At 65.4% G+C, this 24,893-nt stretch carries 19 protein-coding genes and 2 tRNA genes; 9 read left to right on the top strand and 12 right to left on the bottom strand.

The genetic code is table 11. The annotated features are described in order from the left end of the window. Nucleotides 1-90 precede the first annotated feature (90 nt). Nucleotides 91-1,107 (bottom strand): FecR family protein, encoded by a 1,017-nt coding sequence (locus C8C89_RS22140; RefSeq protein WP_133992580.1) that lies wholly within the window; start codon nt 1,105-1,107, stop codon nt 91-93. Nucleotide 1,108: 1 nt separating this feature from the next. Continuing rightward, nucleotides 1,109-1,627 (bottom strand): sigma-70 family RNA polymerase sigma factor, encoded by a 519-nt coding sequence (locus tag C8C89_RS22135; RefSeq protein ID WP_101480530.1) that lies wholly within the window; start codon nt 1,625-1,627, stop codon nt 1,109-1,111. 319 nt (nt 1,628-1,946) lie between these two features. On the opposite strand from C8C89_RS22135, the gene C8C89_RS22130 reads away from it, so the two are divergent. Beyond that, nucleotides 1,947-2,507, top strand: coding sequence for a hypothetical protein (locus C8C89_RS22130; protein WP_133992578.1), 561 nt, complete (start codon nt 1,947-1,949; stop codon nt 2,505-2,507). 66 nt (nt 2,508-2,573) lie between these two features. Here C8C89_RS22130 and C8C89_RS22125 read toward each other — a convergent pair. After that, nucleotides 2,574-2,650 (bottom strand) — tRNA-Met (locus C8C89_RS22125). 111 nt (nt 2,651-2,761) lie between these two features. Then, complete coding sequence (locus C8C89_RS22120) at nt 2,762-3,613, bottom strand: LysR family transcriptional regulator (RefSeq protein ID WP_101480532.1); 852 nt, start codon at nt 3,611-3,613, stop codon at nt 2,762-2,764. A gap of 110 nt (nt 3,614-3,723) precedes the next feature. Here C8C89_RS22120 and C8C89_RS22115 point away from each other — a divergent pair, with 110 nt between their 5' ends. Beyond that, on the top strand, nt 3,724-4,116 hold the full coding sequence (locus tag C8C89_RS22115) for a tautomerase family protein (protein ID WP_133992576.1): 393 nt from the start codon (nt 3,724-3,726) through the stop codon (nt 4,114-4,116). 60 nt (nt 4,117-4,176) lie between these two features. Here C8C89_RS22115 and C8C89_RS22110 read toward each other — a convergent pair. The 4 genes from C8C89_RS22110 to C8C89_RS22095 form a co-directional block, all read right to left on the bottom strand. Then, a tRNA-Met gene (locus tag C8C89_RS22110) sits at nt 4,177-4,253 on the bottom strand. Between the two features lie 56 nt (nt 4,254-4,309). Further along, on the bottom strand, nt 4,310-5,488 hold the full coding sequence (locus C8C89_RS22105) for a methyltransferase (RefSeq protein WP_166674826.1): 1,179 nt from the start codon (nt 5,486-5,488) through the stop codon (nt 4,310-4,312). Nucleotides 5,489-5,546: 58 nt separating this feature from the next. Further along, nucleotides 5,547-6,401, bottom strand: a complete 855-nt coding sequence (locus tag C8C89_RS22100) for a hypothetical protein (RefSeq protein WP_133992572.1) — start codon at nt 6,399-6,401, stop codon at nt 5,547-5,549. A gap of 60 nt (nt 6,402-6,461) precedes the next feature. Next, entirely contained in the window at nt 6,462-6,671 is a 210-nt protein-coding gene (locus C8C89_RS22095) for a hypothetical protein (RefSeq protein ID WP_034755039.1), read from the bottom strand. Between the two features lie 178 nt (nt 6,672-6,849). Between C8C89_RS22095 and C8C89_RS27085 the strand changes: the two genes are divergently transcribed. Next, nucleotides 6,850-7,017 (top strand): hypothetical protein, encoded by a 168-nt coding sequence (locus tag C8C89_RS27085; protein WP_166674825.1) that lies wholly within the window; start codon nt 6,850-6,852, stop codon nt 7,015-7,017. Between the two features lie 16 nt (nt 7,018-7,033). On the opposite strand, the gene C8C89_RS22090 is transcribed toward C8C89_RS27085, so the two are convergent. The 3 genes from C8C89_RS22090 to C8C89_RS22080 form a co-directional block, all read right to left on the bottom strand. After that, nucleotides 7,034-10,801 (bottom strand): AAA family ATPase, encoded by a 3,768-nt coding sequence (locus C8C89_RS22090; RefSeq protein WP_133992570.1) that lies wholly within the window; start codon nt 10,799-10,801, stop codon nt 7,034-7,036. 15 nt (nt 10,802-10,816) lie between these two features. Next, entirely contained in the window at nt 10,817-12,043 is a 1,227-nt protein-coding gene (locus tag C8C89_RS22085) for an exonuclease SbcCD subunit D C-terminal domain-containing protein (protein WP_101480537.1), read from the bottom strand. Between the two features lie 67 nt (nt 12,044-12,110). After that, on the bottom strand, nt 12,111-15,131 hold the full coding sequence (locus C8C89_RS22080; RefSeq protein WP_243858174.1) for a PAS domain S-box protein: 3,021 nt from the start codon (nt 15,129-15,131) through the stop codon (nt 12,111-12,113). Between the two features lie 281 nt (nt 15,132-15,412). Here C8C89_RS22080 and C8C89_RS22075 point away from each other — a divergent pair, with 281 nt between their 5' ends. Then, complete coding sequence (locus C8C89_RS22075; RefSeq protein ID WP_133992568.1) at nt 15,413-15,784, top strand: YajD family HNH nuclease; 372 nt, start codon at nt 15,413-15,415, stop codon at nt 15,782-15,784. Between the two features lie 23 nt (nt 15,785-15,807). Next, nucleotides 15,808-16,476 carry a response regulator gene (locus tag C8C89_RS22070; RefSeq protein ID WP_133992566.1) on the top strand — a complete coding sequence of 223 codons (669 nt, stop codon included), beginning with the start codon at nt 15,808-15,810 and terminating at the stop codon, nt 16,474-16,476. A gap of 35 nt (nt 16,477-16,511) precedes the next feature. Here the strand turns inward: C8C89_RS22070 and C8C89_RS22065 are convergent, their stop codons facing one another. After that, nucleotides 16,512-18,656: a TonB-dependent receptor gene (locus C8C89_RS22065; protein WP_133992564.1), complete on the bottom strand. Its 2,145-nt coding sequence runs from the start codon at nt 18,654-18,656 to the stop codon at nt 16,512-16,514. Between the two features lie 289 nt (nt 18,657-18,945). Here C8C89_RS22065 and C8C89_RS22060 point away from each other — a divergent pair, with 289 nt between their 5' ends. From C8C89_RS22060 to C8C89_RS22045, 4 genes are all read left to right on the top strand, one after another. Further along, nucleotides 18,946-20,229 carry a crosslink repair DNA glycosylase YcaQ family protein gene (locus C8C89_RS22060; protein WP_133992562.1) on the top strand — a complete coding sequence of 428 codons (1,284 nt, stop codon included), beginning with the start codon at nt 18,946-18,948 and terminating at the stop codon, nt 20,227-20,229. Then, a complete protein-coding gene (locus C8C89_RS22055; RefSeq protein ID WP_133992560.1) occupies nt 20,226-21,218 on the top strand; it encodes a DUF2804 domain-containing protein in 993 nt (330 codons plus the stop codon). The genes C8C89_RS22060 and C8C89_RS22055 overlap by 4 nt, the downstream gene beginning before the upstream one ends. A gap of 104 nt (nt 21,219-21,322) precedes the next feature. Beyond that, nucleotides 21,323-24,019, top strand: coding sequence for a bifunctional acetate--CoA ligase family protein/GNAT family N-acetyltransferase (locus C8C89_RS22050; RefSeq protein WP_166674824.1), 2,697 nt, complete (start codon nt 21,323-21,325; stop codon nt 24,017-24,019). A 105-nt stretch (nt 24,020-24,124) separates the two neighbouring features. Then, entirely contained in the window at nt 24,125-24,799 is a 675-nt protein-coding gene (locus C8C89_RS22045) for a hypothetical protein (RefSeq protein ID WP_133992558.1), read from the top strand. Nucleotides 24,800-24,893 lie beyond the last annotated feature (94 nt).

Genomic DNA, 24,893 nt, shown 5'->3' with positions numbered 1-24,893 from the left:
GGTTACCTTGTGGTGTAGTCGTCAAAAAGAACGTTGCCTACACAGGTCACGCGAGAATCGCAAACGGGTAAGGTTTTTTTTGCGGTGGACTCAAAATAAATGCTTGGCTTGCCGGCGCGCTTCCACCTGCACCCAGTAGCGCGTACGCAGGCGCACGTCGACGGGCAGGGACTCGGGCAGCGACAGCAGCACGGCGTCCAGGTCGGCCAGCGGGAAGACCCCGGAAATGCGCAGCGCGGCGACGTCATCGTCACAGCCCAGCAAGCCGTGGCGGTAGCGGCTCAGTTCATTGAGGAAGTCGCGCAGCGGCATGGCGTCGGCCAGCAGCAAGCCCTGGCGCCAGGCCCAAATGTCGGGCGAGACGGCATGCGTGGGCAAGATCTGTTGCGCCGTCATGCCGCCGCCCTGGCCCGCCTGGATCACCAGCTTGGCGTCGCCATGGCGCGGCGTCAGCCGCACGGCGCCTTCCTCGACGGCGACCAGGGTGTTGCCGTCCGCCTGGCGTACCGAGTAGCGCGTGCCCAGCGCCTGCGCCTGGCCTTGCGCGGTGTCGACGATGAAGGGGCGGTAGGGCAGGCCCGTGTCGCGGGCGGTGGCGATGAACACCTCGCCCCGCACCAGTTGCAGCAGCCGTTGCGTGCCGCTGAAGCGGATGTTCACGGCACTGCCGCCATTCAGGTGCAAACGGCTGCCGTCGGGCAGGGTCAGCTCGCGGCGCTCGTTGATGCCCGTGGCAATGTCGGCCAGTGCGGCACGGGCCATGTCGGGTGCATAGGGCGAGCGCGCGCCGAACCAGCCCGTGATGCCGATGGTCGATATCCACGCCAGCAGTTGCAGGCTGTTGCGGCGCGAGACGGGTGCCGGAGGACGCCGTGCCAGGGCCGTGCGGCACGCTTGCGCATCGAGTTCCCGCAAGCCGCCGCTGGCGCTTTCGATGTGTTTCCACGCCCGCTCATGGTCGGGGTGCGCCTGGCGCCACTGGTGCCAGGCCGTTTTTTCCGCCGGCGTGGTGGCGCCACTCATCAGGGTGGCCAGCCATTCGGCTGCCTGCATGGCGATGGCCAGGTCGATGGGTTGGCCCTGTGCGTAGACGGTGGCGCCGCGCATGTCAGTGGCTGGCAAAATCGGGTACGGCAAAAAAGCACAGCAAATTGGCCTTGCTCAGGTATTTTTTGACGGAGTGCGTGGTGGTGCCCAGTTCGGCGGCGATCTCGGCGTAGCTCATGCCGTCCAGGTGGGCCAGCAGGAAGGCAGCCTTGGCCTTGGCGGAGAGCTGATCCAGCGCGCGGTCGATCAGTTGCAGTGATTCGAGCAGGAGGGACATCGCTTCCGGTGAGGGTGCGCAGGCTTGCGGCTGCTGCTGCAGCGCGTCGAGGTAGGCCCGTTCGAGTTCTTCGCGCCGGCAGTGATTGGCCAGCAGGCGCTTGGCGATGGTGGCTAGGAAAGGCCGCGGCTGCACGATGCCGGCACTGCTGCGCGCAACGAAGATTTTGACGAAGGTATCTTGCGCCAGATCGCCGGCCAGCCCCGCATCGTGCAGGCGGCGCTTCAGCCAGTGCAGCAGCCAGGAGTGGTGCTCGGCATACAGGGCCTGGAAATCGGGCGGAGGTGAAGGGGTGGACAGCATGCGTACAGGACGCCTTAATCTAAATGAGAATTGTTCTCATAATAACCTGGCAGTGCGCGCCAGGCAATCAGGAAAACGCGGCGTTGCTGAAATGCGACTGCGCCCCGGGCCGCGCACGGTGGTGGATTTGCGCTGCTGCACGGTAGATGTAAAAGTTTCCTTGACGCAAGCTTTCATGTGAGAAAATGCGGGCTGTCGATGTGGTACGGAGCGAAAAATGATGTGGATGGTTGGCGGTGCCCTGATTCTTTTGGTCGCCAGATTTTTATGGTTGGCCTTTTTTCATCGGGTCAACGCGATGTCACGCCAGGCGGAGCTGATGAACTGGCTCGACATCGGCCGGGTGTCGAATGCTGATGGCGGCAAGGATATTTTGTTGGCGAGAAATGAGCGCGGCGCCAGGATCGACTGGCGCACGGGCGAGGTCTGGTTGATGAATCCCAAGGTGGAGGAGCCGTTTGCCGATTTTCTCGCCGTCGAGCGCTGGCTTACCATGCGCGACATGCCGAAGGCGGACAGGCCTGCGCCAGCAGCCCCAGCGGAGCCGGAACCGGAGCCGGCGCCTGAACCCGGACCCGCGCGCGATACCTTGCCGGTCTTCCAGCAAAAGGTCGACGAATGCCTGGCTAAGGCGGAAGGCGGCCAGGAATTGCTGGAAACGAAGCAGGCGTTCGAGGCGGGCAGCGAGCCTTATCTCGAGGCGTCGACGGAATTGAGCAAGACCGCGCTTGAGCTCGACGTGTCGCCAGCGATGGTGGCCACGTTTCATATCAGCGCCTTTGCCGCGCTGGCTGAAACGGCGGGCGCCGACAAGCTGGAACGGGTGGCGGCCAGCCTGCATGCTGCAGCCAGGCAGATCAGGGCCAGCGTCGCAGCCTGAGCACGGGCCAGGCCTGGAATGAAAAAGCCGCTGATACCCTTGCGGGTATCAGCGGCTTTCATGTATTGGTTGCGGGGACAGGATTTGAACCTGTGACCTTCGGGTTATGAGCCCGACGAGCTGCCAGACTGCTCCACCCCGCAGGCGAATTATAGCGGGGTTTGCTGCAATGCGCAATGGCCAGGGTAATTGCGCAGGATAGGGCGCAAGGCGGCGGCACGGCAACGCCATTGTGGCGCAGGCATCATCGTGATTTATGCCGCCGTCGAGCGGATGGCGGCGGCCAGGCGGCGCAGTGAGTCCCGCGTCTGTGGATCGGCGGCATTGGAATACAGCAGCACGTCCAGCGTGGGCAGGGCCGGTAGTCCGAACGTTGGCCCCGCGTCCATCGTTCCTGCGGGCGCCACCCGGCACCCCAGCGCCGCAATGGCGAAACCTGCCGTAATGGCGGCGCCGATGGTGGTGATGCCGCCGCCGACGAAAACCTCGGTCCAAGCGATGCCGTGCTCCTTGAGCGCGGCGAGTGCAATGCTTCTTACCCGGCAAGACTCGGATTGCGCCGCGAGACGCAAGGGCTCGTCCGGGTGGTATGCGAAGCCGGGGGCGGCCATCCAGCCGAAGCGTTCTTCGAGTATCACGTCGCCACCTTTGCGCAGATGGTCATGCCCCAGCACGATGGCGGCATCAAGCGTGCCGCGATCAAAGCAGCCGAGCACTTCGTGCGATGAGGCGATGCGTACTTCCAGCACCAGATCCGGCTCGGCGTCGTGCATGTGTTTCAGCAAGAGTGGCAGTTCCGCGCCGACGATGTGGTGGCTGATGCCGATCACCAGTCGCCGCTTGCTGGCGCTGAACGCGGCAAGTGCGCCTTGATGGGCCGCTACCAGCTTGCGCGCTGCGACCATGAACTGGTGTCCATCCGCAGACAGGCCCACCAGGCGCGGCGTACGGTCCAGCAAATGCCGGCCGAGCATCTTTTCCAGTCGCTTGATCTTCAGGCTGACGGCCGACTGGGTGGTGTCGAGCGCCTCGGCCGCGCGCGTGAAGCTTTTCAGTTCCGCTGCCAGAACGAAGGCTTGCACGGCCTCGATATCGAGCGTCTTCATGGGCAATCATTTAAAAAGCGAATCATTGAAATATGGTGCCATGTGTTTTCATTATGGTCAATAGCGCCTATCGTTAGCTATCTCAATCAACCATCAGGAAGGAGTCACTCATGCCGATGACACGCGTATCTCTGCGGCGGGGCAAGCCCGCCACCTATCGCCAGGCCATACTGGATGGCTTGTATCTGGCCATGCGCGAAACGTTTGACGTGCCGGACGATGACCGCTTCATGACGATCAGCGAACACGACGAAGACGATTTCAACTACGGCAAGTCGTATCTTGGCATCGCGCGCAGCGACGATCTCGTCATGATCCAGATCACGATCAGCAAGACCCGGACGATAGCGCAGAAAAAGGCGCTCTATGGCCGGATCGCCGAGCGCCTGTCCAGCAGTCCCGGTCTGCGTCCCGAAGACATTTTTATCAACCTCGTCGAAGTAGCGCCCGAAAACTGGTCGTTCGGCCATGGCGTCGCTCATTACGCGCCGCGCGACGCCTAAGCATTACAGGCATGAAAAAGCCGCTGATCCCTTTGCAAGAATCAGCGGCTTTCATGTATCTGGTTGCGGGGACAGGATTTGAACCTGTGACCTTCGGGTTATGAGCCCGACGAGCTGCCAGACTGCTCCACCCCGCAGGCGAATTATAGCGGGGTTTGCTGCAATGCGCAATGGCCTTGCAGCAGATCTGTTATCAGGCAGCTGCCAGGCGCCACAGCGACGTGATTTCCTTCGAGCGGGCCGCGTGCAGGCTGTCCGTGGCGTCCTGCGCGCGCGGGTGCGTGGGTTTCACGTCCAGGCGGTCGAGCACTTTCAAACCCGCTTGCGCTATCCACTCGAGCAATTGTGCGCGGGGGCGCAGGCCCAGGTGCTCGGCCAGGTCCGATAAGATCAGCCAGCCTTCGCCAGCCGGCTCCAGATGATCGGCCAGGCCGGCGAGGAAACCGCGCAGCATGCGGCTGTCCGGATCGTAGACGGCGTATTCGATGGGCGAGCTTGGACGGGCCGGCAGCCATGGCGGATTGCACACGACCAGCGGCGCGCGTCCAGCAGGGAACAGGTCGGCCTGTACCACGTCGACCTTGCCTTGCAAATCGAGGCGGGCCAGGTTTTCGCGCGCGCAGGACAGGGCGCGCGGGTCCTGGTCGGTGGCGACGATGTGGTCGATGCCGCGCTGCGCCAGCACGGCGGCCAGCACGCCCGTGCCCGTGCCGATGTCGAAGGCCAGTCTGGCGCGCGGGGGCAGGGGCGCGTCGGCCACCAGACCCACGTATTCGCCGCGGATGGGCGCGAACACGCCGTAATGGGGGTGGATGCGCTGGCCCAGGGCCGGCAGTTCCACGCCCGTGCGGCGCCATTCGTGCGCGCCGATCAGGCCCAGCAGCTCGCGCAGCGAGGCGACGAAGGTCTCGTCGCCGCGGCCATATGCCTCATTGCATGCCAGTTTCACGTCCGGCGCGCGGCGCAGCGGAATCGTGTAGTCGGCGTCAAAAGGCAGCAGCAGCATGGCCAGGGTGCGGGCGCGTTGCGATTGGGCCTGGCGGTGCAGATGGAAGGCTTCCGTGGCGGACGGTTCCGGTTTTGCCAGCTTGGCGGCCTTGGCCTTCTTGCTGGGTTTGTCGTTTTTGTGGTCGGCGCGCCGCGCCAGCGCCTGCAGCAGCTGGCGCGCGTTCTGGAAGTCGCCGCGCCACAGCATGGCCGTGCCTTCGCAGGCCAGACGGTAGGCCTGGTCGGCCGTCGTGCGGTCATCCGCGATGACGACGCGCTTGGGTGGCGGCATGCCGCTTTCCGAGCGCCAGCGGGCCGAATGCTCGGCGCCGTTTTCGCTCCAGTGGATCTGCGGATGAACGGTAGGTGAAGAGGTGTCGGACATGGGATTCAATCGATAGAAGGGGGCGCGCGGCATGGTCGCCTGCGCAGGCCGTCTTCCATTATACGTCGCTGGACGTACTGTCAGCGGTGTCCGTGCCATAGGCGAGTGCCAGCGCACGGGCGCGCGCCTGGTCTTCGGGCGCCGTTGCCACGGCTTTTTTTGCGGTCTCGGCGGCATTGTCTGGCTGCACCAGCTTGAGCAAGCGCAAGCTCAGGCTGCCCGCCAGGTCGCCATCCTTGCCGCTGGCGCTGGCGCCGTCGGACGCGCTCTGATGGAGATTGCTTTGCAATTGTTGGCCCAGCAGCTTGAACAGATCGTGCAGATTGCCGGCGAAGGTCGTTGCGGGCAAATCTTTGGCGGGCAGGGCGGCGTCATCGGATGGCGGAACTTCCTGTGCATCATCTTGCGTTTGCGCAAATGCACCTGCGCTGATGTTCGATTGATACTGCACTTCCAGTTCGAAGTCGAACGTCTGGCCATCGGCCGTGGTGATCTTGCCCTTGCCGATAAAATGGGCATTTTCATCGAGGCTGAAGGCGGCGGCGCGACTGCTGCTGCCGGCGCCCGAGACGCTGGCATTGCCGCTGCTGAAGCTGGAACCGGCTTGCAGGTCGACTGAATCGAAGGCGATCGTGGCGCCGTCGCCGAACAGCTGGCGTGTCATGTTGGTCAGAAAATCCTGCGCCACGTCGACGGTGGCGTTGCCCAGCGCATCGGTCCGTTGCGAGAGTCCCCTGGCCGACAGGTCCAGGCCATTCTTCGACAGGGCCACCACGTCTTGCGCCGTGCGCTGCATCAGGGGTGAAGCGCCCAGGCTAGCCACACCGGTGCCCGCCTTTTGCGGCGCTTGCCCGGCCAGGGTATTGGCAGCAGGCTGGCGCGAGCCGGAAACGAGGGCGGGAAGCTGGGACATGGTCGGTTCAAATGGGGAGGATATGCGAATTAACGGCAGTATCTCCCCATTCTTTAACCATTAGTGGTGGTGCGACCAGCTACCGTCTGCCGACTCCAGGTAAGACTTGACGGCATCGGCCTGGCCCGTGGCGTGGCGCTTGAGTTCGCCGCATGCGCAAATGCCCTGATACGGCTGGATATGCGAGCAGGCAGAGACTTTTTGCAGGTAGACCTGCATGGATTTGTGACATTTTACGCACTTGAAGGTGAGGCTGCGGGCGGCTTTCATGGGTTTCCTTGAACTGTTGCGGGGCGTAGGGGGTGCCGGCGCGAAGGCGGCGATTTTAACGCACTCCGGCCACCGTTACACGTTGTTGCATCTGCGCCACGCGCACGTCAACTGAATCCGCGCCATGACGTTGAACGTATACAGGAGGTCACCTGACCGCCATTGAAGAGGTAGCACCATGGAAAAGCATGACAAGGAAAAGCCAGTACAGCCCGCCAAGGAGCTGGTCAGGAAGTGGTTGAAAGCGGAGCTGGAACAGCGCCGGCCCCCGCCCGACCCCGAGCAAATCCGCCGCGAACTGGGCTGGGATTTGCTCAGGCTGGAACGGGAACCCCTGCTTCGCTGACGTCCTTGCCACTCCGCTAGCGCACCGTCACCACGCTCTTGCCGCCGGACCCCGGCTGCACAAGGATGCGGGTGGCGATGCGCTCCGTCATTTCCTGCACGTGCGAGATGACCCCTACCTTGCGCCCCATCGCCTGCAAGCCGTCGAGCGCATCCATGGCCACGCGCAGGGTTTCCGTATCGAGGCTGCCAAAGCCCTCGTCGATGAACAGCGATTCAACGCGCACGCGGTTCGAGGATAGCGAAGCCAGGCCCAGCGCCAGGGCCAGCGAGACGAGGAACGATTCGCCGCCCGACAGCGAGTGCACGGAGCGCAGTTCGCCGCCCATGTCCTGGTCGCGCACCATCAGGCCCAGCGACGGATTGTTCGGATTGTCGATGCGTTCCAGCTGATAGCGACGCGCCAGGTGATTCAGGTGTGCGTTGGCATAGCCGAGCAGCACTTCCAGTGTGAATTGCTGCGCATAGTTGCGAAATTTCTTGCCGTCTGCCGAGCCGATCAACTCATTCAGGCTGGCCCAGCGCCGCTCGATGGCCGCCTGCGCCTCGATCTGCGCCAGCATCGATTGCGCGCTGTGGCGCCGCGCATCGTCCTGCGCGATGGCCAGGCGCAGGCGCGTCGCTTCCTGATTGGCTGCCTGGCGTTCCGCGCCAAGCGCGTCGAGCGCGGCCTGCAGCGCCGCCACGTCCGTTTCCAGTGCTTCCGGTGGCCGCTCCAGGTGGGCCGCCAGTTGCTGCCGGCGTTCGGCCAGCACGGAGAGCGCCGCCGTGTGGCGGTCGGCGATCACTTGCAGGGCGTCCCGTTCCGCGCGCATGGCTTCCGGCGCGATGGCCAGATGCGCACGCAAGGCTGCCATGTCGGCTGGCGCATGGGCCGGATGGGTAAGCTGGAACCGGTGCAGCCAGTCCTCCAGCGCTGCCGCAGCAGCGCTGTCTTGCTGGCGCAAGGTATCGAGGCGCAGTGCCGCTTGCGTGCATGCTTCGTCCAGCCGCGCGCGCGCCTGGCTGGCCGCTTGCGCCGCCGCTTGCTGCTGCGCCAGATGGTCTTTTGCGCGCCCGACGGCGCCTGCCAGCGCACCTTCCACCTCGGCCACGGCCTGGCCATTCCACAGCGCCGCGCGCTGCGCTTGCAGCGCTTTCAGCTGCGCGTCCAGGGCGGCGTATGCTGCATGCGCCTCCAGTGCCAGCTGCTGCGTCGTGCGCGCGGCAGCATTGGCCGCGTCCAGCTGCGCGGCCAGGGTCGCCAGCGCGTGGAGGCGGCTATCCTGGTCCGCCTGCTGCTTCAGCCATTGCCGGCTTTCCGTGTCGCGCGCCGCGCGGAAGGCGGCGGGGCCGGCGCGCCAGCCATCTTTCCAGCCTTCGGCGCCTTCCACGTCGTCAAACGCGGCATCGAGCTGCGCCAACAAGCCGTCAAGCATGCTGCGCGACGTCTCGGCCTTGTCATGGCTGGCCGCCAGCTGCGCCTGCAACTGCGCCAGCCGTGTTTGCGTTTCGGCGACGGCGGCCGTCAGGCGCCCGTGTTCGGCGCCTGCCAGTTCGTGCGCCGCCTGCGCTTGCTCACGCCGCGCGCTGGCCTGGCGCAGCGCCGTCTCCTGCTGCGCCAGCGCCTGCAAGCCGGCCGCATTGGCCGCCAGTTGCTGCGTGAACCAGTCCGCGCGCTGGTCTTCGGGCGGCAATTGCAGGGTAGCGGCATGCGGCAGCCACTGCGCCTCCAGGGCGGCGATGGCGGACGGCAGGGCCGCCAGTTCGGGCGCTATTTGCGCCTGTTCGCGCGCATAGCCGGCCAGCGCTGCCTTGTGCGTGGCCAACTGCTCCAGATTGCCGCGCGCCTGCGCGCGGCAGGCCAGCACGTCATCCTGCAAGCTGGACAGCATTGCCTTCAAGGCGTGGTTGCTATGGTCGGCGTGAGTGTACGGGTGCTCCAGCGCGCCGCAGACGGGGCAGGGCTGTTCATCCTGCAAGGTCGCACGCAGCTGTTCGACGCTGGCCGCGCATGCCGCTTCCGCGCCTTTCAAGGACTTTTCCGCCTGCGCCAGGCGCGCTTCCAGCAATGCCGTTTGTGCCGCTGCCGCCGCCAGCGCCGTGTGTTCCGTTTGCGTGGCTTGCGCCAGTTGTGCGGCCCTCGCTTGCCCGTGCGCCAGCGCCTGCTGCTGGCGCGCCAGCTCCATCCACGTCTTTTCCGCCGCATTCAACTGGTGCGCATGGTCTTCCAGCTGGCCGCGCTGTTCCTGCAGCAGCTGCCCGTCGATGGCCTGCACGGCGGACAGCGCCTCGCGCCGCTGCGCGTCGTGCGCGGCGAGCGTGGCGGCGGCGGCCGTCAACGCCGCTTGTGCTTCGTGGCCCGCGTTGCCTGCCGCGCGCACCAGCTGCGCCGCTTCGGCCACCTTGGCATCGGCCGCATCGGCTTGCGCGGCGGCCTGGCCGGCCTGGGCGAACAGCTGGTCCGACAATTGCCATGACGTGGCCAGCGCTTGCCACTGCTGGTGCGACGCCAGCCACAGGCGGCCCGTTTCCTGCTCCGCCTGCATGGCGTGCTGGCGCTGCTGCAGATCGTGCAGCGCGCTGCGCGCCCTCTCGTTGGCCTGGTCGGCGGCCAGGGCGCCATCTTGCGCCTGGCGGTGCGCCGGCAAGTGGGCTGCAATGCCGGCATCAAGCGCCTTGGCGGCATCGAGCAGGGGCGCCGCATCGCGTTGCGCCCCTTCCCTGGCAAGCAAGGCCGCTGCAGCCAGCTGCAAGGCCTGCGCCAGTTGCGCTTCGCTGGCCACGGCGTGCGCCGCCTGTACGCGCGACGCTTCCAGTACCGCGCCGGTGCTGGCGATCTCGCTGGCCAGGCGCGCCACGTCGTCGATGAGGGGCCGCGCCGGCTGCAGCAATTCCCACTGCGCCAGCGCTCTGCGGCGCTCTTCTGCGGCGGCCCGTTCGGCATCGGCGCTGCCCAGCGCTTCTTGCGCGGCGCTTACCTGGGCGTGCAGCTTGTGCGTCTCCTGGTGCCAGCGCTGCTGCAGTTCCAGCACCGCCTTGCGCAGGTCGAGGTGTTGCAGGGTGCTTTCGGCCGCGCCGCACAGCGCCTCGGCGTCGGTGCGCTCTTGCGGCGACAAGGGCCGCTGGTCGGCCAGTTTTTCGCCCAGGCGTTCGAGGACCTGCTTTTCCTTCTTCGCCCGCTCGAAGGCGCGCACGGAAATATCGGTATAGATGCTGCTGCCCGTCAGGGTTTCCAGCAATTCTCCCCGTTCATTGTCTTCTGTCTTGAGGAAGGTGGAAAACTCGTTCTGCGCCAGCAGCACGGCGCGGGTGAACTGGTCGAACGACAGACCGATGCGTTTCTCGATCTCGTCCTTCACTTCCGTCTTGGTGCCGCCGATGGGCTGCAGCGCTGGCAGCTGGTGCAAGCTCATGGCGGTCGCCTGCAGCGCCCCTTCGGCCCGGGTGCGCGAGCGGCGCACGCTCCAGCGCGCGCGGTAGTGAGCGCCGTCGTTGCCGACGAAATCGACTTGCGCGTAACCGTCCGGCGTACCGCGGCGCAGCAGGGTGCGCGTATCCTGGGCGTTGACGGTTTCCTTGCCCACGTCAGGCAGGGCGCTGCCCCTGCCCAGTACCTTCAACAGGCGCGGCGTAGCGTCGTACAGCGCCAGGCATAGCGCGTCGAGCAGGGTGCTCTTGCCCGCGCCCGTGGGGCCGCTGATGGCAAACAGGCCGGCGGACGCCAGCGGCTCCTGCTGGAAGTCGACTTCAAATTCGCCGGCCAGCGAAGCCAGGTTCTTACCGCTGATTTTCAGGATTTTCATGGTTCTCAGGTGCGCTCAGGCGCCGGGCAGCAGCAGTTCGGCCAGGGCCGAGAGGAGTTCGGGTGGTGCTTCCTTGGCGTATTTTTGCAGGTACAAGCGGCGGAAGATGTCGTCCGGCTGCAGCTGGCCCAATTGGTCGAGCGTCATGTTCTCGGGTGCGCTGCTGCGCGCGGCGCTCGACGTCTCGATCTTTGCCAGGCGCACGCTCTTGCCGTCGAGCGCCGTCTCGATGCGCGTGCGCAGGCCCGGCTCGGGCGCGTCCAGTCGCACGCGCACTTCCAGGAAGGGCTGCGCTTCCGGTGGCGCAGCGGGTACGTCGAGGGCTGCCAGCTGCGCCAGCACTTCGGCTATGGGCGCAGGCGTGCTTGGCACGCGCAGCAGGGGCACGGCGCGCGGCACCTCGATGACGCGTACCTCGCGTAATTGCTCGCCTTCGATATCGAGGCACAGCACCTGGTGGCGGTAGTTCACTTCCGCGAAGGACAGGGGAATCGGGCTGCCGCAATAGCGGATGTGTTCTTGCCCGCCGACGGCCTGCGCCTTGTGCAGGTGGCCCAGCGCCGCGTAGGCGATGGCGGCATCGAAGATTCCCGACGGCAGCATCTCGGTGCCGCCGATGACGATGCGCCGTTCGGAATCGTTCGACATTTCGCCGCCCACCATGTGGCAGTGGCCCATGGCAAGGATGGCTTGCCCGGGCTGGCGGCGCGCCAGCGCCAGGTCCGCCAGTTGGCGGTACAGCAGGGCGATGCCGCCCAGGTAGGCATCCTGGGTGTCGCCGGCGGGCAGCTTCGGCACGTCTCCGGGGCGCAAGAAGGGCACGGCCAGGCACCATGCCTGCACCTGCCCATCGGCGCCCGACAAGGGCAGCAGCAGGCGTTCCAGGTCGATATCGCCATCTTCGCCGCGCAGCACATGGCCGATCACGTGGGTGCCGTGCGCGGCCAGCAGAGGGCCGGGCGCTTCCAGCCGACCGGCCGAATCGTGGTTGCCGGCGACGACCACCAGCTGTAGCGCGGGCAGGCGCGCGCGCGCCTGCTGCAGGAACACGTACAGCTGCTTTTGCGAGGCGGCCGACGGGTTGGCGTTGTCGAACACGTCGCCGGCCACCAGCAGCACGTCGACGCGTTCGGCCACGACTGTGTCAAGCAGCCAGTCGAGGAAGCGCTGATGTTCGTAGCCCCGTTCGTAGTTGTGCAGGGTCTGGCCCAGATGCCAGTCGGAAGTGTGCAGCAGGCGCATGGTGGGGCAAGGGTAGGGAAGACAGGCGCCAATATAGCAGGAATGGCGCCAGGCGCCATTGGCTGGATCAAACTACTGCAGCACCCGCGCGATACGTGTTCCTGCCATCCTGCTTGGCCTGGTACAGCAGCACGTCGGCCCGCTGCAGCAGTACGGCAGGGGGGATGTCTTCGTCGCGGTAGAAGGCCAGGCCGATGCTGGCGGAAATGCGCACGATGATGCCATCGAGTTCGAACGGCTGCTGCATGGCGGCGACGATCTTTTCCGCCAGGACGGCCGCGTCGTCGGGCCGGGTGATCTGTTCCATGATGATGGTGAATTCGTCGCCTCCCAGGCGGGCGATGATGTCGGTGGCGCGCATGGTCTGCGTCAGGCGCTGTGCAAAGGCGCGCAGCAGGGCGTCGCCGGTGCCGTGGCCGTGCGTGTCGTTGACGGGCTTGAAGCGGTCGATATCCATGTACATGACGGCCATCAGGTGCCGCTGCCGGCGGCTGGCGTGCATGGCGTCGCTGAGTTTTTGCTGGAAGCCGGCGCGGTTCGACAAGCCGGTCAGGGCATCGACCTGGGCCAGCTTCAGCAAGCGCTGTTTTTCGCGCTTTTGCACGGTGATATCCTGGCGCATCACGTGAAAGCCCGCCACCTGCAGCCTGTCTTCGCCGATCTGCGGGATGTAGATCACTTCCATGCAGCGTTCGATGCCTTCTTTTTCGTCTTCTTCCTCGAAGCTCAGGGTTTCACCGGCAAGCACTCTTTCGATATATGGCGCCATCGTGCGGTAGCGCGCCTCGCCGACGGTCTCGCGCACGCTCTTGCCCAGCGCCTGCCGGCCCGTCAAGCCGAATTCGCGCTCATAGGCGATGTTCAGGAAGCGGTAGACCTGGTCGGCGTCGATATACGCGATCATGGCCGGCAGGGAGTCGGCGATGGTGCGCAGGCGCGCTTCGCTTTCCCGTAGCGCCACTTCCGATTCGCGCAGGGTGGTGATGTCGTCCAGGCTGCCCACATAGCCTTCGATCTTGCCGTCGATGAGGATGGGGGCGATCTTCACGGAGACCCAGACCAGCCTGCCGTCGCGCTGCAGGCAGCGCAGGGTGGACTGGAACGGCGCATGGCTGCGCGTGAGCTGCTCCAGCGCCACGTGCATCAGCGGATAGTCGTCCGGGTGCAGGGCGCTGGTCCAGCCGGCGCCCAGGGCGGCGGCGCGCGGCAGGCCCGTGATCGATTCGAAGGTGCGGTTGACGTAAGTGCAGCGGCGCTGGCGGTCCAGGCGCACCAGCCCGAGCGGCGAGGCGTCGTTGACGGCGGCCAGTTCGGCCTGTTTCTGGCGCAGTTCCAGTTCCTGCTGGCGACGCTGTGAGATATCTTCGGCGATGCACAGGATATGTTCGATCTGCTGGCGCTCATCGAACACGGGCACGGAGACGGCGCGCAGGTAGCGCAGGCTGCCATCATGCAGGCGCAGCGGTTTTTCCGTATGGTCGATGACGCCACGTTCTGCCAGGATGGCGCGGTCGTCCGCGGCGTCGTGCAGGCCGAAGTCAGGCGGGAATGCCTGGCAATCTGTCTTGCCGATGACGTCGGCGGCCAGGTGGCCGGTGATATCCTCGGCCGCCTTGTTCCACACTTCCATCTGGCCGAAATTTTCCGGGCGCGCGCTTTTCACGTAGACCAGCACCGGCAAATGGTCGATCAATGACTGCAGGAAGCTGCGGTTGTCCTGCAGCGCCAGTTCGTCGTGCTTGCGCGCGCTGATGTCGCGCGAAGTGACGGCCACGCCGTCGGTGATCGGCACCACCTGGTGGCGCAGCCAGCGTGTGCCGCCCGAGGCCAGCGGCAGCTCGAATTCATCTTCCAGCGGCCGGCCCGTTTCCATCACCAGCACGAAGCGCTTGAAAAAGCGCTCGTCGCGCAGCAGCGGCACTCGCGGCAGCACGCGCTGGCCCAGCAGTTCGGAGCGTGGCTTGCCCAGCATGTCGGCGGCCCGCTCGTTGACGTCGGCGAAGATGAAGTCTTCCACCGGCTTGCCCGGCGCTGGGCGCCAGGCCTTCAGCAGCAGCACGGCATCGAGGCTGCCCTGGTGCGCCGCGCGCAGCAGCGCTTGCGTTTCCTTTGCCTGGCGGATGCTGCGGCGCAGGCGCGCGCTCTGGCGCATCAGCAGGGCCGTAAAGCCGGCAATGAGCACGCTGGCGGCGAGCAGCGCGCCGACATACGCCAGGCGGCGGTGTTCGAAGCGCGTCAGGGCGGTGGCGCGGCTCACTCCCACCACGGCCAGCAGCGGGTAGCGCGGCAGTTCGCGGTAGCTGTAGATGCGCGCCGTCTTGTCGACGGGCGGCTCGATCAGCAATTCTTCGGCGGCATGCTGGGGCGGCCCAGGCATGCGGAAGTCGATGCGGTCGCTGAGAATCAATTGCTCGCCGATGCGTCCCACCGTCAGGCCGCTGTCGCGTGCCACCAGCATCAGCGCTCCCTGTTCATCGAGGTTCAGGCGATCGTAATCGTCGACAAAATAGGTGGGGTCGACGTGGATGATGATGGCGCCGGCAAAGCGGCCCTGACCATCGTTCAGGCGGCGTGCCAGGCGGATGGTCCAGTGCTTGCTGCCCGCGTCGAGCATCGGCGTGTCGACCAGGGCCGTGTCGGAAGCATTGGCGGCCAGCGCCCTGAAAAATGCCTGCTTGGCCAGGTTTTCCGGCAAATAGGCGTTAGTGCTGTCGAGCACATTGCCCCGCGCGTCGACCAGCGCGATCGGCAGTGCCAGTTTCGATGGCAGCACGCTGTCGAGCAGGCCCTGGCGGCGCGTGAATTCATTCAGGCGCAGGCCGCCGTCCGTTTCCTCGTATTTTAGCTTGAACAATTGCGTGGCGTGATCGGTCTGACGCAGAGTGAAACTGGTATGGTCGGCCAGAGTACGCGCCAGTGACTGGCTGACGGCCACGGCGTCGCGCACGGCGCTGGCTCGCTCCTGTCCCACCTGATAAAAGACGGCCGCCCACAGCGCCAGCAGCAAGATGAGCGCGAACAGGGGCACCAGGCTGAAACGGTACAGGCGGCGGGCAAGGCGTTGCAGGGGTCTTGTTATCGCTATCACGGGCGCTTGCAGGCTATATTCATGGAAAAGGGGAGGGGCGGCGTGGCGCGCATGATAGCCGATCCGGCTGCCTTGCGCGTAACCCTGTTGCCGCCGCTCCCATCGTCTGTTCGCGGTCTGTCGCTAGGCTTATTTTGCGTTAAATCAAATATTCGTGGTGCCGCGCACGCTAAAAAAAGCACGCCGGCGGCGATACGGGCTGGCGGCGTGGCAGAAAAAGTACAATTGCGCCTCCATCCTCATTAAAATGAGTGCTTCTCCCTCCCATATCGAAAGTTGTCATGCAGAGTAAAAAGCCCGACGCGGCAAGACTGGACAAGATCGTGGCCGAAGCGCGCCGCGCCGCCGACCAGCGCGAGAGCGGCTACCGCGAGCGCTCGCTGAAGATGTATCCGTGGGTATGCGGCCGCTGCATGCGCGAATTTACGCGCGCCAACGTGCAGCAACTGACGGTGCACCACCGCGACCATAACCACGACAACAATCCGCCCGATGGCAGCAACTGGGAACTGCTGTGCCTGTATTGCCACGACAATGAGCACTCGCGTTATCTGGAAGCGGACCGTGGCGCCGGCCTGCAATCGGCCGAGGTGGCGCCCGCCACGCACAATCCCTTCGCCGCACTCGCTGGCCTGATCAAGAAAAAGGACTGAGCGGGCCATCAGGCCTTGATCCCATGCGCATCTTGCTGACCGAAGACGACCCGCAGCTGGGCCGCGCCACGCAGATCGGTCTGGAACAGGGCGGCTATGCCGTCGACTGGGTCACGAGCGCCGAACACGCGCACACGGCCGTGCGCCTGCACGACTATGGCTGCATCCTGCTCGACCTGGGCTTGCCGGGGCAGGACGGCATGCAGGCGCTGGGCGTGCTGCGCGACAACGGCTATAGCGGCGCCGTGCTGGTCGTCACGGCGCGCGACCAGGTGGACGAGCGCATAGCCGGACTCGATGCGGGCGCCGATGACTTTATCGTGAAACCGTTCGACCTCGACGAGCTGGCCGCGCGCATCCGCAGCGCTTGCCGCCGCGCCGCCGGCCGCCTGCGCGAAAACCTCGTGCACGGCGACCTGGTGCTCGATATCGCGGACCGGCAGGTGACGCAAGGGGGAATGCCCGTGATGTTGACGGTGAAGGAATTTCGCATCCTGCAACTGCTGCTGGAACACGGCGGCCGGGTGCTGAGCCGGGAACAGCTGGAGAAAAACCTGTACAGCTGGGGCGATGAAGTGGAAAGCAATGCCGTACAAGTGCATATCCACCACCTGCGCAAGAAGCTGGGGCGGGATTTGATACGCACCGTGCATGCGATCGGTTACTGCATCGACAAGCCTAAAGCGGCTTGACGAAAAAACGGGCGGCCCGCAGGCCGCCCGCTTGATCAGAAATCGACGGTCGCTGACAGCCACAGACGGCGTCCGTCCAGGCTGTTGACGTAGCGGTTGGCGTAGGTCAACGTCGGAGCGCGGTAAGGCTGGTAGTCGACGAAGTCCTTGTTGAGCAGGTTGTACACGGCCGCGTTGAGGGTGACGCGCTGGTTCAGCTGGTAGCTGCTGCCCAGGTGCAACATGGTGTAACCCTGGTAGTCGCCCAGCGCGGCCTTGGCGGCGCGCGTGGAAGCCGAGGTGCCCGGATCGCGGAAGCGTTCGCTGCGGTATTCGGCGCGCAGCCAGCCGTTCCATGCGCGCGAGATATCCCACGTCAGGCGCGCATTGACGGCGTGCTTGGGCGTGTCGCTCAGGGGCTTGCCGGCGTTGCTGCCGCTTTTCTGTTCGCTTTCCGTGTAGGTGTAGTTGGCGCTGGCCGACAAGGTCTTGCCCAGCGGGAAGCGCGTGTTCAGCTCGACGCCGCGCGTGACGGCCTCATCCACGTTGACCGACTGGCCAAACGCATCGACGTTGGGCCAGTTGCCGAAGCTGACGCAGCCGGGACGGTTCGGCGCGGGACGGTAATCGCAGTTGACGAGGCCTGTGCCCGTGGTGATCTTGTCCTTGAATGCGTTGTTGAACAGGGAGCCGCTGGCGGTCCAGCCCGCCAGGTTGTCGAAATACGCGCCGATTTCCGTCGTCGTGCTCGTTTCCGGCTTCAGGTTCGGGCTGCCGACGAGAGGAATCGTGCCCTGGCCGCCGAAACCGTTGATGCCAGGTGACAATTGCTCCACGCGCGGCGTCTTGTAACCCTTGCTGACGCCGCCCTTGATGGTCCAGTTCGGCGTCGCATTCCACACGGCGTAGGCACGCGGGCTGGTCTGGCCGCCAAAGATGCTGTGATTGTCATGGCGGGCGCCGAAGGTCAGCGCGACATGCTCCAGCACCTGCCATTCGTCTTCCACGTACAGGGCTTTTTGCGTGAATTCGAATTTCTTTGGCGCCACGCCGTCCGTCATGTCCGCTTTCCACCATTGCGCGCCGACGGTAGCCATGTGTTTGCCCAAAGGCATGACCAATTTGGTGTCAAACACCTGGCTTTCCACTTCCAGCGTGCGCGCGCTGCCGGCGACGGCGCCCGGCGTGCCTGGCGGAATCGTGCGGCCCAGCGTTTCCGTCTTGTTCACCATGTAGCTACTGTCGAGCGTGCCGAAGCCGAAGCGGCCCGTGTGCGACAGGGTCCACTGGTCGCGCTTGTATTTCTGCTCGGGACCGTAGCCGCCCTGCAAGCCCAAGGTGCCCAGCTGCTGTTTCGAATTGTCGTAGGTCTGGCGGCCCGCGTCGGCGTCGAGGATGACGGTGTGGTAGCGGTTTGGCGTAAAGGCCAGGCGCGCGCCAACGTTTTCAATGTCCGCGCGCACGGGGTTGGCGCCCATGTTCGGCGCGGTTCCCGGACCGGCCGCGCCGTTGTAGCGGATATCGGCCGCATCGCGGCGCTGCTTGCTGCCGCGCAGGGACAGGCCCAGCAGGTCGGCGGCGATGGGGCCGCTCAGGTAGTAGCGGCCGTTTTTCACGTCGCCAAAGTCCGATTCCTGCTGCAAGGTGTAGTCGGCGGAGATAGAACCCATCCATTGCTTGGCCACCTTGCGCGTGATGATGTTGATCACGCCGCCCATGGCGTCCGAGCCGTACAGGGTCGACATGGGGCCGCGGATGATCTCGATGCGCTCGATGGCGGCCAGCGGCGGCATGAAGCTCGTTTGCGTGCCGCCGAAGCCGTTCGGCGTGATATTGCCGGCCGCGTTCTGGCGGCGCCCGTCGATCAGCACCAGCGTGTAGTCGCTGGGCATGCCGCGGATGCTGATGTTCATGCCACCCGTCTTGTCGCCCGCCGCACCGACGTCGATGCCTTCCACGCTTTCCAGCGCCTGCGTCAGGTTGCCGAAGCGCTCTTTCGACAGCTCCTCGCGCGTCAGCACGGTGATCGAGGCGGGCGCCTGTTTGATATCCTGCTCAAAACCTGAGGCGGAAACCACCACTTCGGGCATGCTGGCAGGCGTGCCCGTCTGGCCGTGAGCGGGCAGGCAGGACAGGGCGGCCAAGGCCAGGGCCAGGGTGGTAGGACGCGGCAGGCGCGCGCGGCGGGTGCTGTTGGACATGCAAACTCCTGGAGGGTTGATTCGTAATTGGTCTGTATTTTCTAGGTAATGGGAATCATGAAAGCAATAAGAATCATTCACAATTACTGACCTGGCTTCCCAAAAAATATTTGGCTCCGGATCATGCGCAGAAGTTCTTAAGAGATTCTTAACAAGCTGGCCGGGAATGCACGGCGCTGTGTTCTCGTCGGCGGCTGCGGCGTCGTGCGCCTGGGCTTCCTGCCGTTGCCGGGCAAGCCGATAGCGATAAAACGTGCAAGTGTCACGCGGAATGCGGTATCTTTCAGCTATGCACAGCCCAGACAAGCACATTTCTCCCGACCTCCCCCCTTTATCGCTGGCTGCCGCGCGCGCCTTGCACCTGGCCGCGCAGGGATTGCTGCAAGCGCGCCGCAAGAAGGCCGTGAAGGCCGACGTTCTGGCCGCCATCCGCCAGATGGGCGTGCTGCAGATCGACACCATCCATGTGGTGGCGCGCAGCCCGTACCTGGTGCTGTGGAGCCGGCTGGGCGATTATCCGCAGCCGTGGCTGGAGCAGCTGCTGGCCGAGGGCGCGCTGTTCGAATACTGGGCGCATGAAGCCTGCTTCGTGCCCATCGAAGACTATGGCTTGTATCGCCACCGCATGCTCGACCCGGCCGCCATGGGCTGGAAATACTCGGTAAAGTGGATGGCCGAGCAGGGCGATGCCGTGGCCGCCGTGCTGGAGCACATCCGTGCCAACGGCCCCGCGCGCTCGGCTGACTTTGAACGCACGGATGGCCAGGCGGGCGGCTGGTGGAGCTGGAAGCCGGAGAAACGCTCGCTGGAAGTGCTGTTTACGTCGGGCGTGCTGATGATCGCGAAACGCCATCATTTCCAGCGCTATTACGACCTGGCCGAAAGAGTGCTGCCCGGCTGGCACGATGGCTTGCTGCCGCCTGAAGAGCAGGTGCGCCGCCACCTGCTGCTGGCCAGCGTGAAGGCGCTGGGCCTGGCGCGGGCCAGCTGGATCAGCGACTATTTCCGCACGAAGCAGTCGCGCGCCAGTCTGGCGCAGGATTTGCAGGCGCTGGTGGACGAGGGAGTGCTGCTGCGCTGCGCAGTAGCCGGCTGGGATGATGCCGTCTACGTGCATGCCGAGCATGGCGAATGGATGCGCGCGGCGGCGGCCGGCAAGCTCTCGCCCACCCTGACGACGATATTGTCGCCGTTCGACCCCGTCGTCTGGGACCGTCGCCGCGCGCTGGAATTGTTCGGCTTTGACTACCGGCTTGAATGCTATACGCCGGCAGAGAAGCGCCGCCACGGCTACTTCACTTTACCTATCCTGCGCCGCGGTGCGCTGGTGGGGCGACTGGACGCCAAGGCGCACCGCGCGCAGGGGCGCTTCGAGATCAAGTCGCTGGCGCTGGAAGACGGCGTACGCCTCAGTGCCCGCCTGGTGCAGGACGTGGCCGGCGCCGTGCAGCGTCTGGCGCTCTGGCATGCCTGCCCCGCGATTGATATGGCGCGAGCGCAGCCGGCAGCCTTTGGCGCGCAGCTGGCTGCCGCCCTGCAGAATGGCAGCGAAGCGGCAAGGCGGGCCGCATGATGCTGCCACCAGCCCCGCCCGAACTGCTGGACGCCGACGGCCAGCCCCGTTTCGGCCGCTACACGGGGCAGTTGAATGCCTTCGACTGGGCCGCGTTGTCGCCGCCGCATGCGCGCGGCGCCTTCTGGCGTTTGTTCCACCACAAGCGCTGGCATTACGTGGCCCTGTCCACGCCCACCCTGTTTTGCGGCTTGGCCATCGTCGACCTGGGCTGGACCAGCACGGCGTTCGCGTATGCCTTCGACCGTCACAAGGGCAAGATCGTGGCCAGCTTTTCGCAGGATGGCATTCCTGGCCTGTCCGCTGCCGTGGCGCCGCACGCCGCTGCCAGCAGCCGTTTCCGCTTCCTGTCGCACACCATCGTCATCGAGTCCCAGCCGCAGCAGCGCTACCGTTTGCAGCTCGATTGCGGCCATTTCGGCATCGATGCGGAATTCGGCCCGCCCGTGGCGCCGACCCTGCTGGCTATCGGGCCGGTGGCCGAAGGCGGCAGTGTGCATGCGACGCAAAAATCGGGCGGCCTGCCTTTGTGGGGCACGGTGCGCTGCGGCGCCATGGGCTACAGCCTCGATGACGGCGTGGCCAGTTTCGACTATTCGAACGGCTTGCTGGCGCGCGAGACGGAATGGCGCTGGGCTTCGGCGCACAGCCTGGACCTGGGTTTCAATCTGCAGGCCGGCTATTTCGGCGCGCATGAAAATGCGCTGTGGCTCGATGGCCAGCTGTATGCGCTGGGCCGCGCGCATTTTGACTTCAATCCCGACAACCCGCTGGCGCCCTGGCACGTGTGGACGGACGACGATTTACTGGACCTGCACTTCAAGCCTGAAGGCGCGCGGCGCGAGGACAAGAACCTGTGGATCGCCGCCAGCCGCTACATCCAGCCCATCGGTACTTTCAGCGGCTGGGTACGCACCAGCGCGCAATCTCCCAAGCGCATCGTGGCGCATCTGGCGGGCGTGACGGAAAGCCACCGCTCGCGCTGGTAGGCACGCGCGGTTTTTTTGCGAAACGCGCTACAAGGTCAAGTTTTTTTGGCAGCGCATCCTATACACTGGCGCGTAGCCGCTCCGGCAATCCATGAGGCCAGAACATGAGTATCCGTAATCTCGACAAGCTGTTCAAGCCGGCCTCAGTGGCCCTGATCGGCGCCACGGCGCGCGAACACAAGCTGGGCGCCATCGCCCTGGCCAACCTGCTGGGAGGGGAGGGGCAGGGTGCGCAGGACAAAGGGGCGCAGTACAGAGGTGATATCTGGCCCGTCAATCCCAAGTATGACGAGTTGATGGGCCTGAAATGCTACCGCAAGCTGTCCCAGTTGCCCAAGGCGCCGGACCTGGCCATCATCTGCACGCCGCCCGCCACGATTACCGGCCTGATCCGTGACCTGGGTGCGCTGGGCACGCGCGCAGCCATCGTCATGACTTCCGGCCTCGATCCGGTGCGCGAGCAGTCCCTGCGCCTGGCCATGCTGAAAGCGGCCAAGCCGCATCTGCTGCGCATCCTCGGCCCCAACAGCATGGGGCTGCTCGTGCCGAAGCTGGGCTTGAATGCCAGCTTCGCCCACCTGGGTGCGACCAGCGGCAAGATCGCCTTCGTGTCGCAGTCGGGCGCGCTGGTGTCGGGCGTGCTCGATTGGGCCAACGCGCACGGCGTGGGCTTTTCCAAGTTCATTTCGCTCGGTGGCAGCTATGACATCGATTTCGGCGATCTGCTCGACTACCTCGCCGGCGACATCGACACGGCTGCCATCCTGTTGTACATGGAAGATATCCAGGCGGCGCGCAAATTCATGTCGGCGGCGCGGGCGGCCGCGCGCAGCAAACCCGTCATCGTCCTGAAAGCGGGACGCGAGGCGGAAGGCGCCGCCGTGGCGGCCTGGCATACGGGCGCGCTGGCCGGTTCCGACGCCGTGTACGACGCGGCCATCCGCCGCGCCGGCATGCTGCGCGTGTACTCGGCCGAGGAACTGTTCGATGCCGTGGAAACGCTTACGCATATCCGCGCCCAGCGCGGCGAGCGCCTGGCGATTTTATGCAACGGCGGCGGTCTGGGCGTGATGGCCACCGATGCGCTGGTGGGCAGCGGCGGCAAGCTGGCCGATTTGTCGCCCGATACCGTGATCGCGCTGGAAAAGGCCCTGCCACGTGGCTGGTCGCACGACAACCCCGTGGGCTTGCCCGGCGACGCGCCCGTGCAGCGCTATGTCGATGCCATCAAGCCGCTGCTCGACGAGCCGCAGGCGGATGCCTTGCTGCTGCTGCACGCGCCCACGGCCATGGTCTCGTCGATCGACATCGCCGAAGCCGTCACGCCGCTGATCAAGGCCACCTCGCGCACGGTGCTGTCGTGCCTGCTGGGCGGCACCACGGTGGCGCCTGCGCGCCAGGTCTTCAACCGGGCCGGCATTCCCACCTACGACACGCCGGAAAAGGCCGTGCATGGTTTCATGCAGATCGTGCAGTACCGGCGCAACCAGGAAACCCTGATGCAGGTGCCGGCGCAGCTGCCCATGTCGGCCACGCCGCGCCGCGCGCGCGTGCGCGAAATCGTCGCCGCCGCGCTGGCCGCCGGCCAGACGGTGCTGGGCGAATGCCGCTCGAAGGAAATCCTGGCTGCCTACGGCATTCCGGTGGCGATGACGCGCATGGCGGCCGACGTGGAAGAGGCGCTGGCCGTGGCCGCGGACATCGGCTACCCGGTGGCGCTGAAAATTCATTCGCCCGACATCGCCCACAAATCCGACGTGGGCGGCGTGGCGCTTGACCTCGACACGCCCGACATCCTGCGCACGGCCGCCGCCGCCATGCTCAAGCGCGTGCGCCGCATGCGCCCCGATGCGCTGATCGACGGCTTTACGGTGCAGCAGATGGCGCGCCGGCCGCAATCGCATGAACTGATCGTCGGCGTCACCACGGACGCCGCCTTCGGCCCCGTCATCCTGGTGGGGCAGGGCGGCATCGCCGTGGAAGTGACGGCCGACCATTCCATCGGTCTGCCGCCGCTGAACATGGTGCTGGCGCGCGACATGCTGGCCCGCACGCGCGTGTCGAAACTGCTGGCTGGCTACCGCAACCAGCCGCCGGCCGACATCGATGCCATCTGCTACACCCTGATCCAGGTGGCCGAACTGGTGGCCGATATCGGCGAGCTGGCCGAACTCGACATCAACCCGCTGGTGGCCGACGCCGACGGCGTGATCGCCCTCGACGCGCGCATCCGTCTGGAACCGGGCCAGAAGAGCGACCGCTTGGCCATCCGCCCGTATCCGCAGGAGCTGGAAGAGCAGGTGACGTGGATGGGGCAATCCATTTTGCTGCGCCCTATCCGCCCCGAGGACGCGCCGCAGCACCTGGACCTGTTCAATGCGCTGGACCCGGACGACGTGCGCCTGCGCTTCTTTACCTCCATGCGCGAGCTGCCCGTGTCGCAGCTGGCGCGCCTGACGCAGATCGATTACGACCGCGCCATGGCCTTCATCGCCACGCACACGGGCCCGGACGGCAAGCCGGAAACCCTGGGCGTGGTGCGCGCCGTGGCCGACCCGGACAATATCCACGCCGATTTCGCCATCGCCGTGCGCTCGGCCCTGAAGGCCAAGGGCCTGGGCCACATCCTGTTTGAAAAGCTGGTCGACTACTTCCGCAGCCGCGGCACGGAAGCGCTGGTGGGCGAGGCGATGGCGCGCAACAAGGGCATGCAGCGGCTGGTGAAAAGTTTTGGCGGCGAAGTCACGCCATCGGAAGAGCCGGGCGTGGTCAACCTGCATATCGGCTTGCGCGCGCCCTGAAAAAAGCCGGTGCGGGTTTGTGCAGGATCAAACCCGCCCCTGTCGGTAGTCTTTACACTTTCACTTCCAGGATGAGACATCCAGCGCATTTTCGGGAGTGAGTGCATGCTTACGGCAACATATATATTGGTTTCCCTGTCGGTGGAACAGGCCAGTATCCGCATGAGTTTGCTGGCATTTCAAAAATACATGCAGGTGCAACTGCGCCAGCAGAGCCGGCTGAGTCTGGCGCAACTGCAGTACACGGGCGACTGGCTCAACCGGCTGTATCAGGGCGGCTACTGGCGCAAGGTGGAGATGTATCTGATCCCCGCCATGCGCCAGGCCACACCGCATGCGGATGGCTTGCTCAATGGTCTGCTCGATGAACTCAACGGCCTGAACCACGCGGCGCTGGAGAGCATCAACGTCGTGCAGCAGCGCGCAGGAGCCACCCTCGACTGCTCCGAGCAGCAAACCGAGCAGCTGTGTGCGGCCATCGATGCCTTTTGCACGGCCTTGTTGCAGCGCCTGGAAAAAGAAGAGCGCGAACTGTTCGCGCTGGCGCGCAAGGTCATCGTGGGCGAAGCGTGGTTTGCCATCGCCTACCAGTTCCTTGCCCACGATGCGCAGGTGCGGGAAGCACGTCGTGGCAGGGCGCAAGTGCTGCCCTTTATTTTGCCCGTGCCTGTGCCGGCATCGGGGACGCCCGGCGGTGCCATTGCAACCACGGGTAGCGCCCGCACCTCGGCGGAGGATGCCTTGCCTGGCATGCCACCGTCCCTGCTTGCGCAGGCTTGAACGGGTAGCGAGCGCCCACCCCGTCCGCCCGTTTGCGCCAGCTCCGCGCCCCTGATTTTGCGCTGGCGCCAGCTGGGGAGAAATGTTGTGTTAC

Source organism: Janthinobacterium sp. 75 (assembly GCF_004365495.1).
In the GTDB taxonomy this organism is placed as follows: Bacteria; Pseudomonadota; Gammaproteobacteria; order Burkholderiales; family Burkholderiaceae_D; genus Janthinobacterium.
Note: the sequence above shows the minus strand (reverse complement) of the source record. Positions and strands in the feature narration are given on the sequence as shown.

Excerpts from the sequence above, each read along its gene's own strand:
- C8C89_RS22085 (WP_101480537.1), bottom strand. The coding sequence starts at position 12,043 with ATGCGCCTGCTGCACACTTCCGACTGGCATCTGGGCCAGACCCTGCAC.
- C8C89_RS22050 (WP_166674824.1), top strand. The coding sequence starts at position 21,323 with ATGAGTATCCGTAATCTCGACAAGCTGTTCAAGCCGGCCTCAGTGGCC.
- C8C89_RS22065 (WP_133992564.1), bottom strand. The coding sequence starts at position 18,656 with ATGTCCAACAGCACCCGCCGCGCGCGCCTGCCGCGTCCTACCACCCTG.
- C8C89_RS22105 (WP_166674826.1), bottom strand. The coding sequence starts at position 5,488 with ATGTCCGACACCTCTTCACCTACCGTTCATCCGCAGATCCACTGGAGC.
- C8C89_RS22075 (WP_133992568.1), top strand. The coding sequence starts at position 15,413 with ATGCAGAGTAAAAAGCCCGACGCGGCAAGACTGGACAAGATCGTGGCC.
- C8C89_RS22090 (WP_133992570.1), bottom strand. The coding sequence starts at position 10,801 with ATGAAAATCCTGAAAATCAGCGGTAAGAACCTGGCTTCGCTGGCCGGC.
- C8C89_RS22070 (WP_133992566.1), top strand. The coding sequence starts at position 15,808 with ATGCGCATCTTGCTGACCGAAGACGACCCGCAGCTGGGCCGCGCCACG.
- C8C89_RS22095 (WP_034755039.1), bottom strand. The coding sequence starts at position 6,671 with ATGAAAGCCGCCCGCAGCCTCACCTTCAAGTGCGTAAAATGTCACAAA.
- C8C89_RS22100 (WP_133992572.1), bottom strand. The coding sequence starts at position 6,401 with ATGTCCCAGCTTCCCGCCCTCGTTTCCGGCTCGCGCCAGCCTGCTGCC.
- C8C89_RS22140 (WP_133992580.1), bottom strand. The coding sequence starts at position 1,107 with ATGCGCGGCGCCACCGTCTACGCACAGGGCCAACCCATCGACCTGGCC.
- C8C89_RS22055 (WP_133992560.1), top strand. The coding sequence starts at position 20,226 with ATGATGCTGCCACCAGCCCCGCCCGAACTGCTGGACGCCGACGGCCAG.
- C8C89_RS22115 (WP_133992576.1), top strand. The coding sequence starts at position 3,724 with ATGCCGATGACACGCGTATCTCTGCGGCGGGGCAAGCCCGCCACCTAT.
- C8C89_RS22045 (WP_133992558.1), top strand. The coding sequence starts at position 24,125 with ATGCTTACGGCAACATATATATTGGTTTCCCTGTCGGTGGAACAGGCC.
- C8C89_RS22130 (WP_133992578.1), top strand. The coding sequence starts at position 1,947 with ATGAACTGGCTCGACATCGGCCGGGTGTCGAATGCTGATGGCGGCAAG.
- C8C89_RS22120 (WP_101480532.1), bottom strand. The coding sequence starts at position 3,613 with ATGAAGACGCTCGATATCGAGGCCGTGCAAGCCTTCGTTCTGGCAGCG.
- C8C89_RS22060 (WP_133992562.1), top strand. The coding sequence starts at position 18,946 with ATGCACAGCCCAGACAAGCACATTTCTCCCGACCTCCCCCCTTTATCG.
- C8C89_RS27085 (WP_166674825.1), top strand. The coding sequence starts at position 6,850 with ATGGAAAAGCATGACAAGGAAAAGCCAGTACAGCCCGCCAAGGAGCTG.
- C8C89_RS22135 (WP_101480530.1), bottom strand. The coding sequence starts at position 1,627 with ATGCTGTCCACCCCTTCACCTCCGCCCGATTTCCAGGCCCTGTATGCC.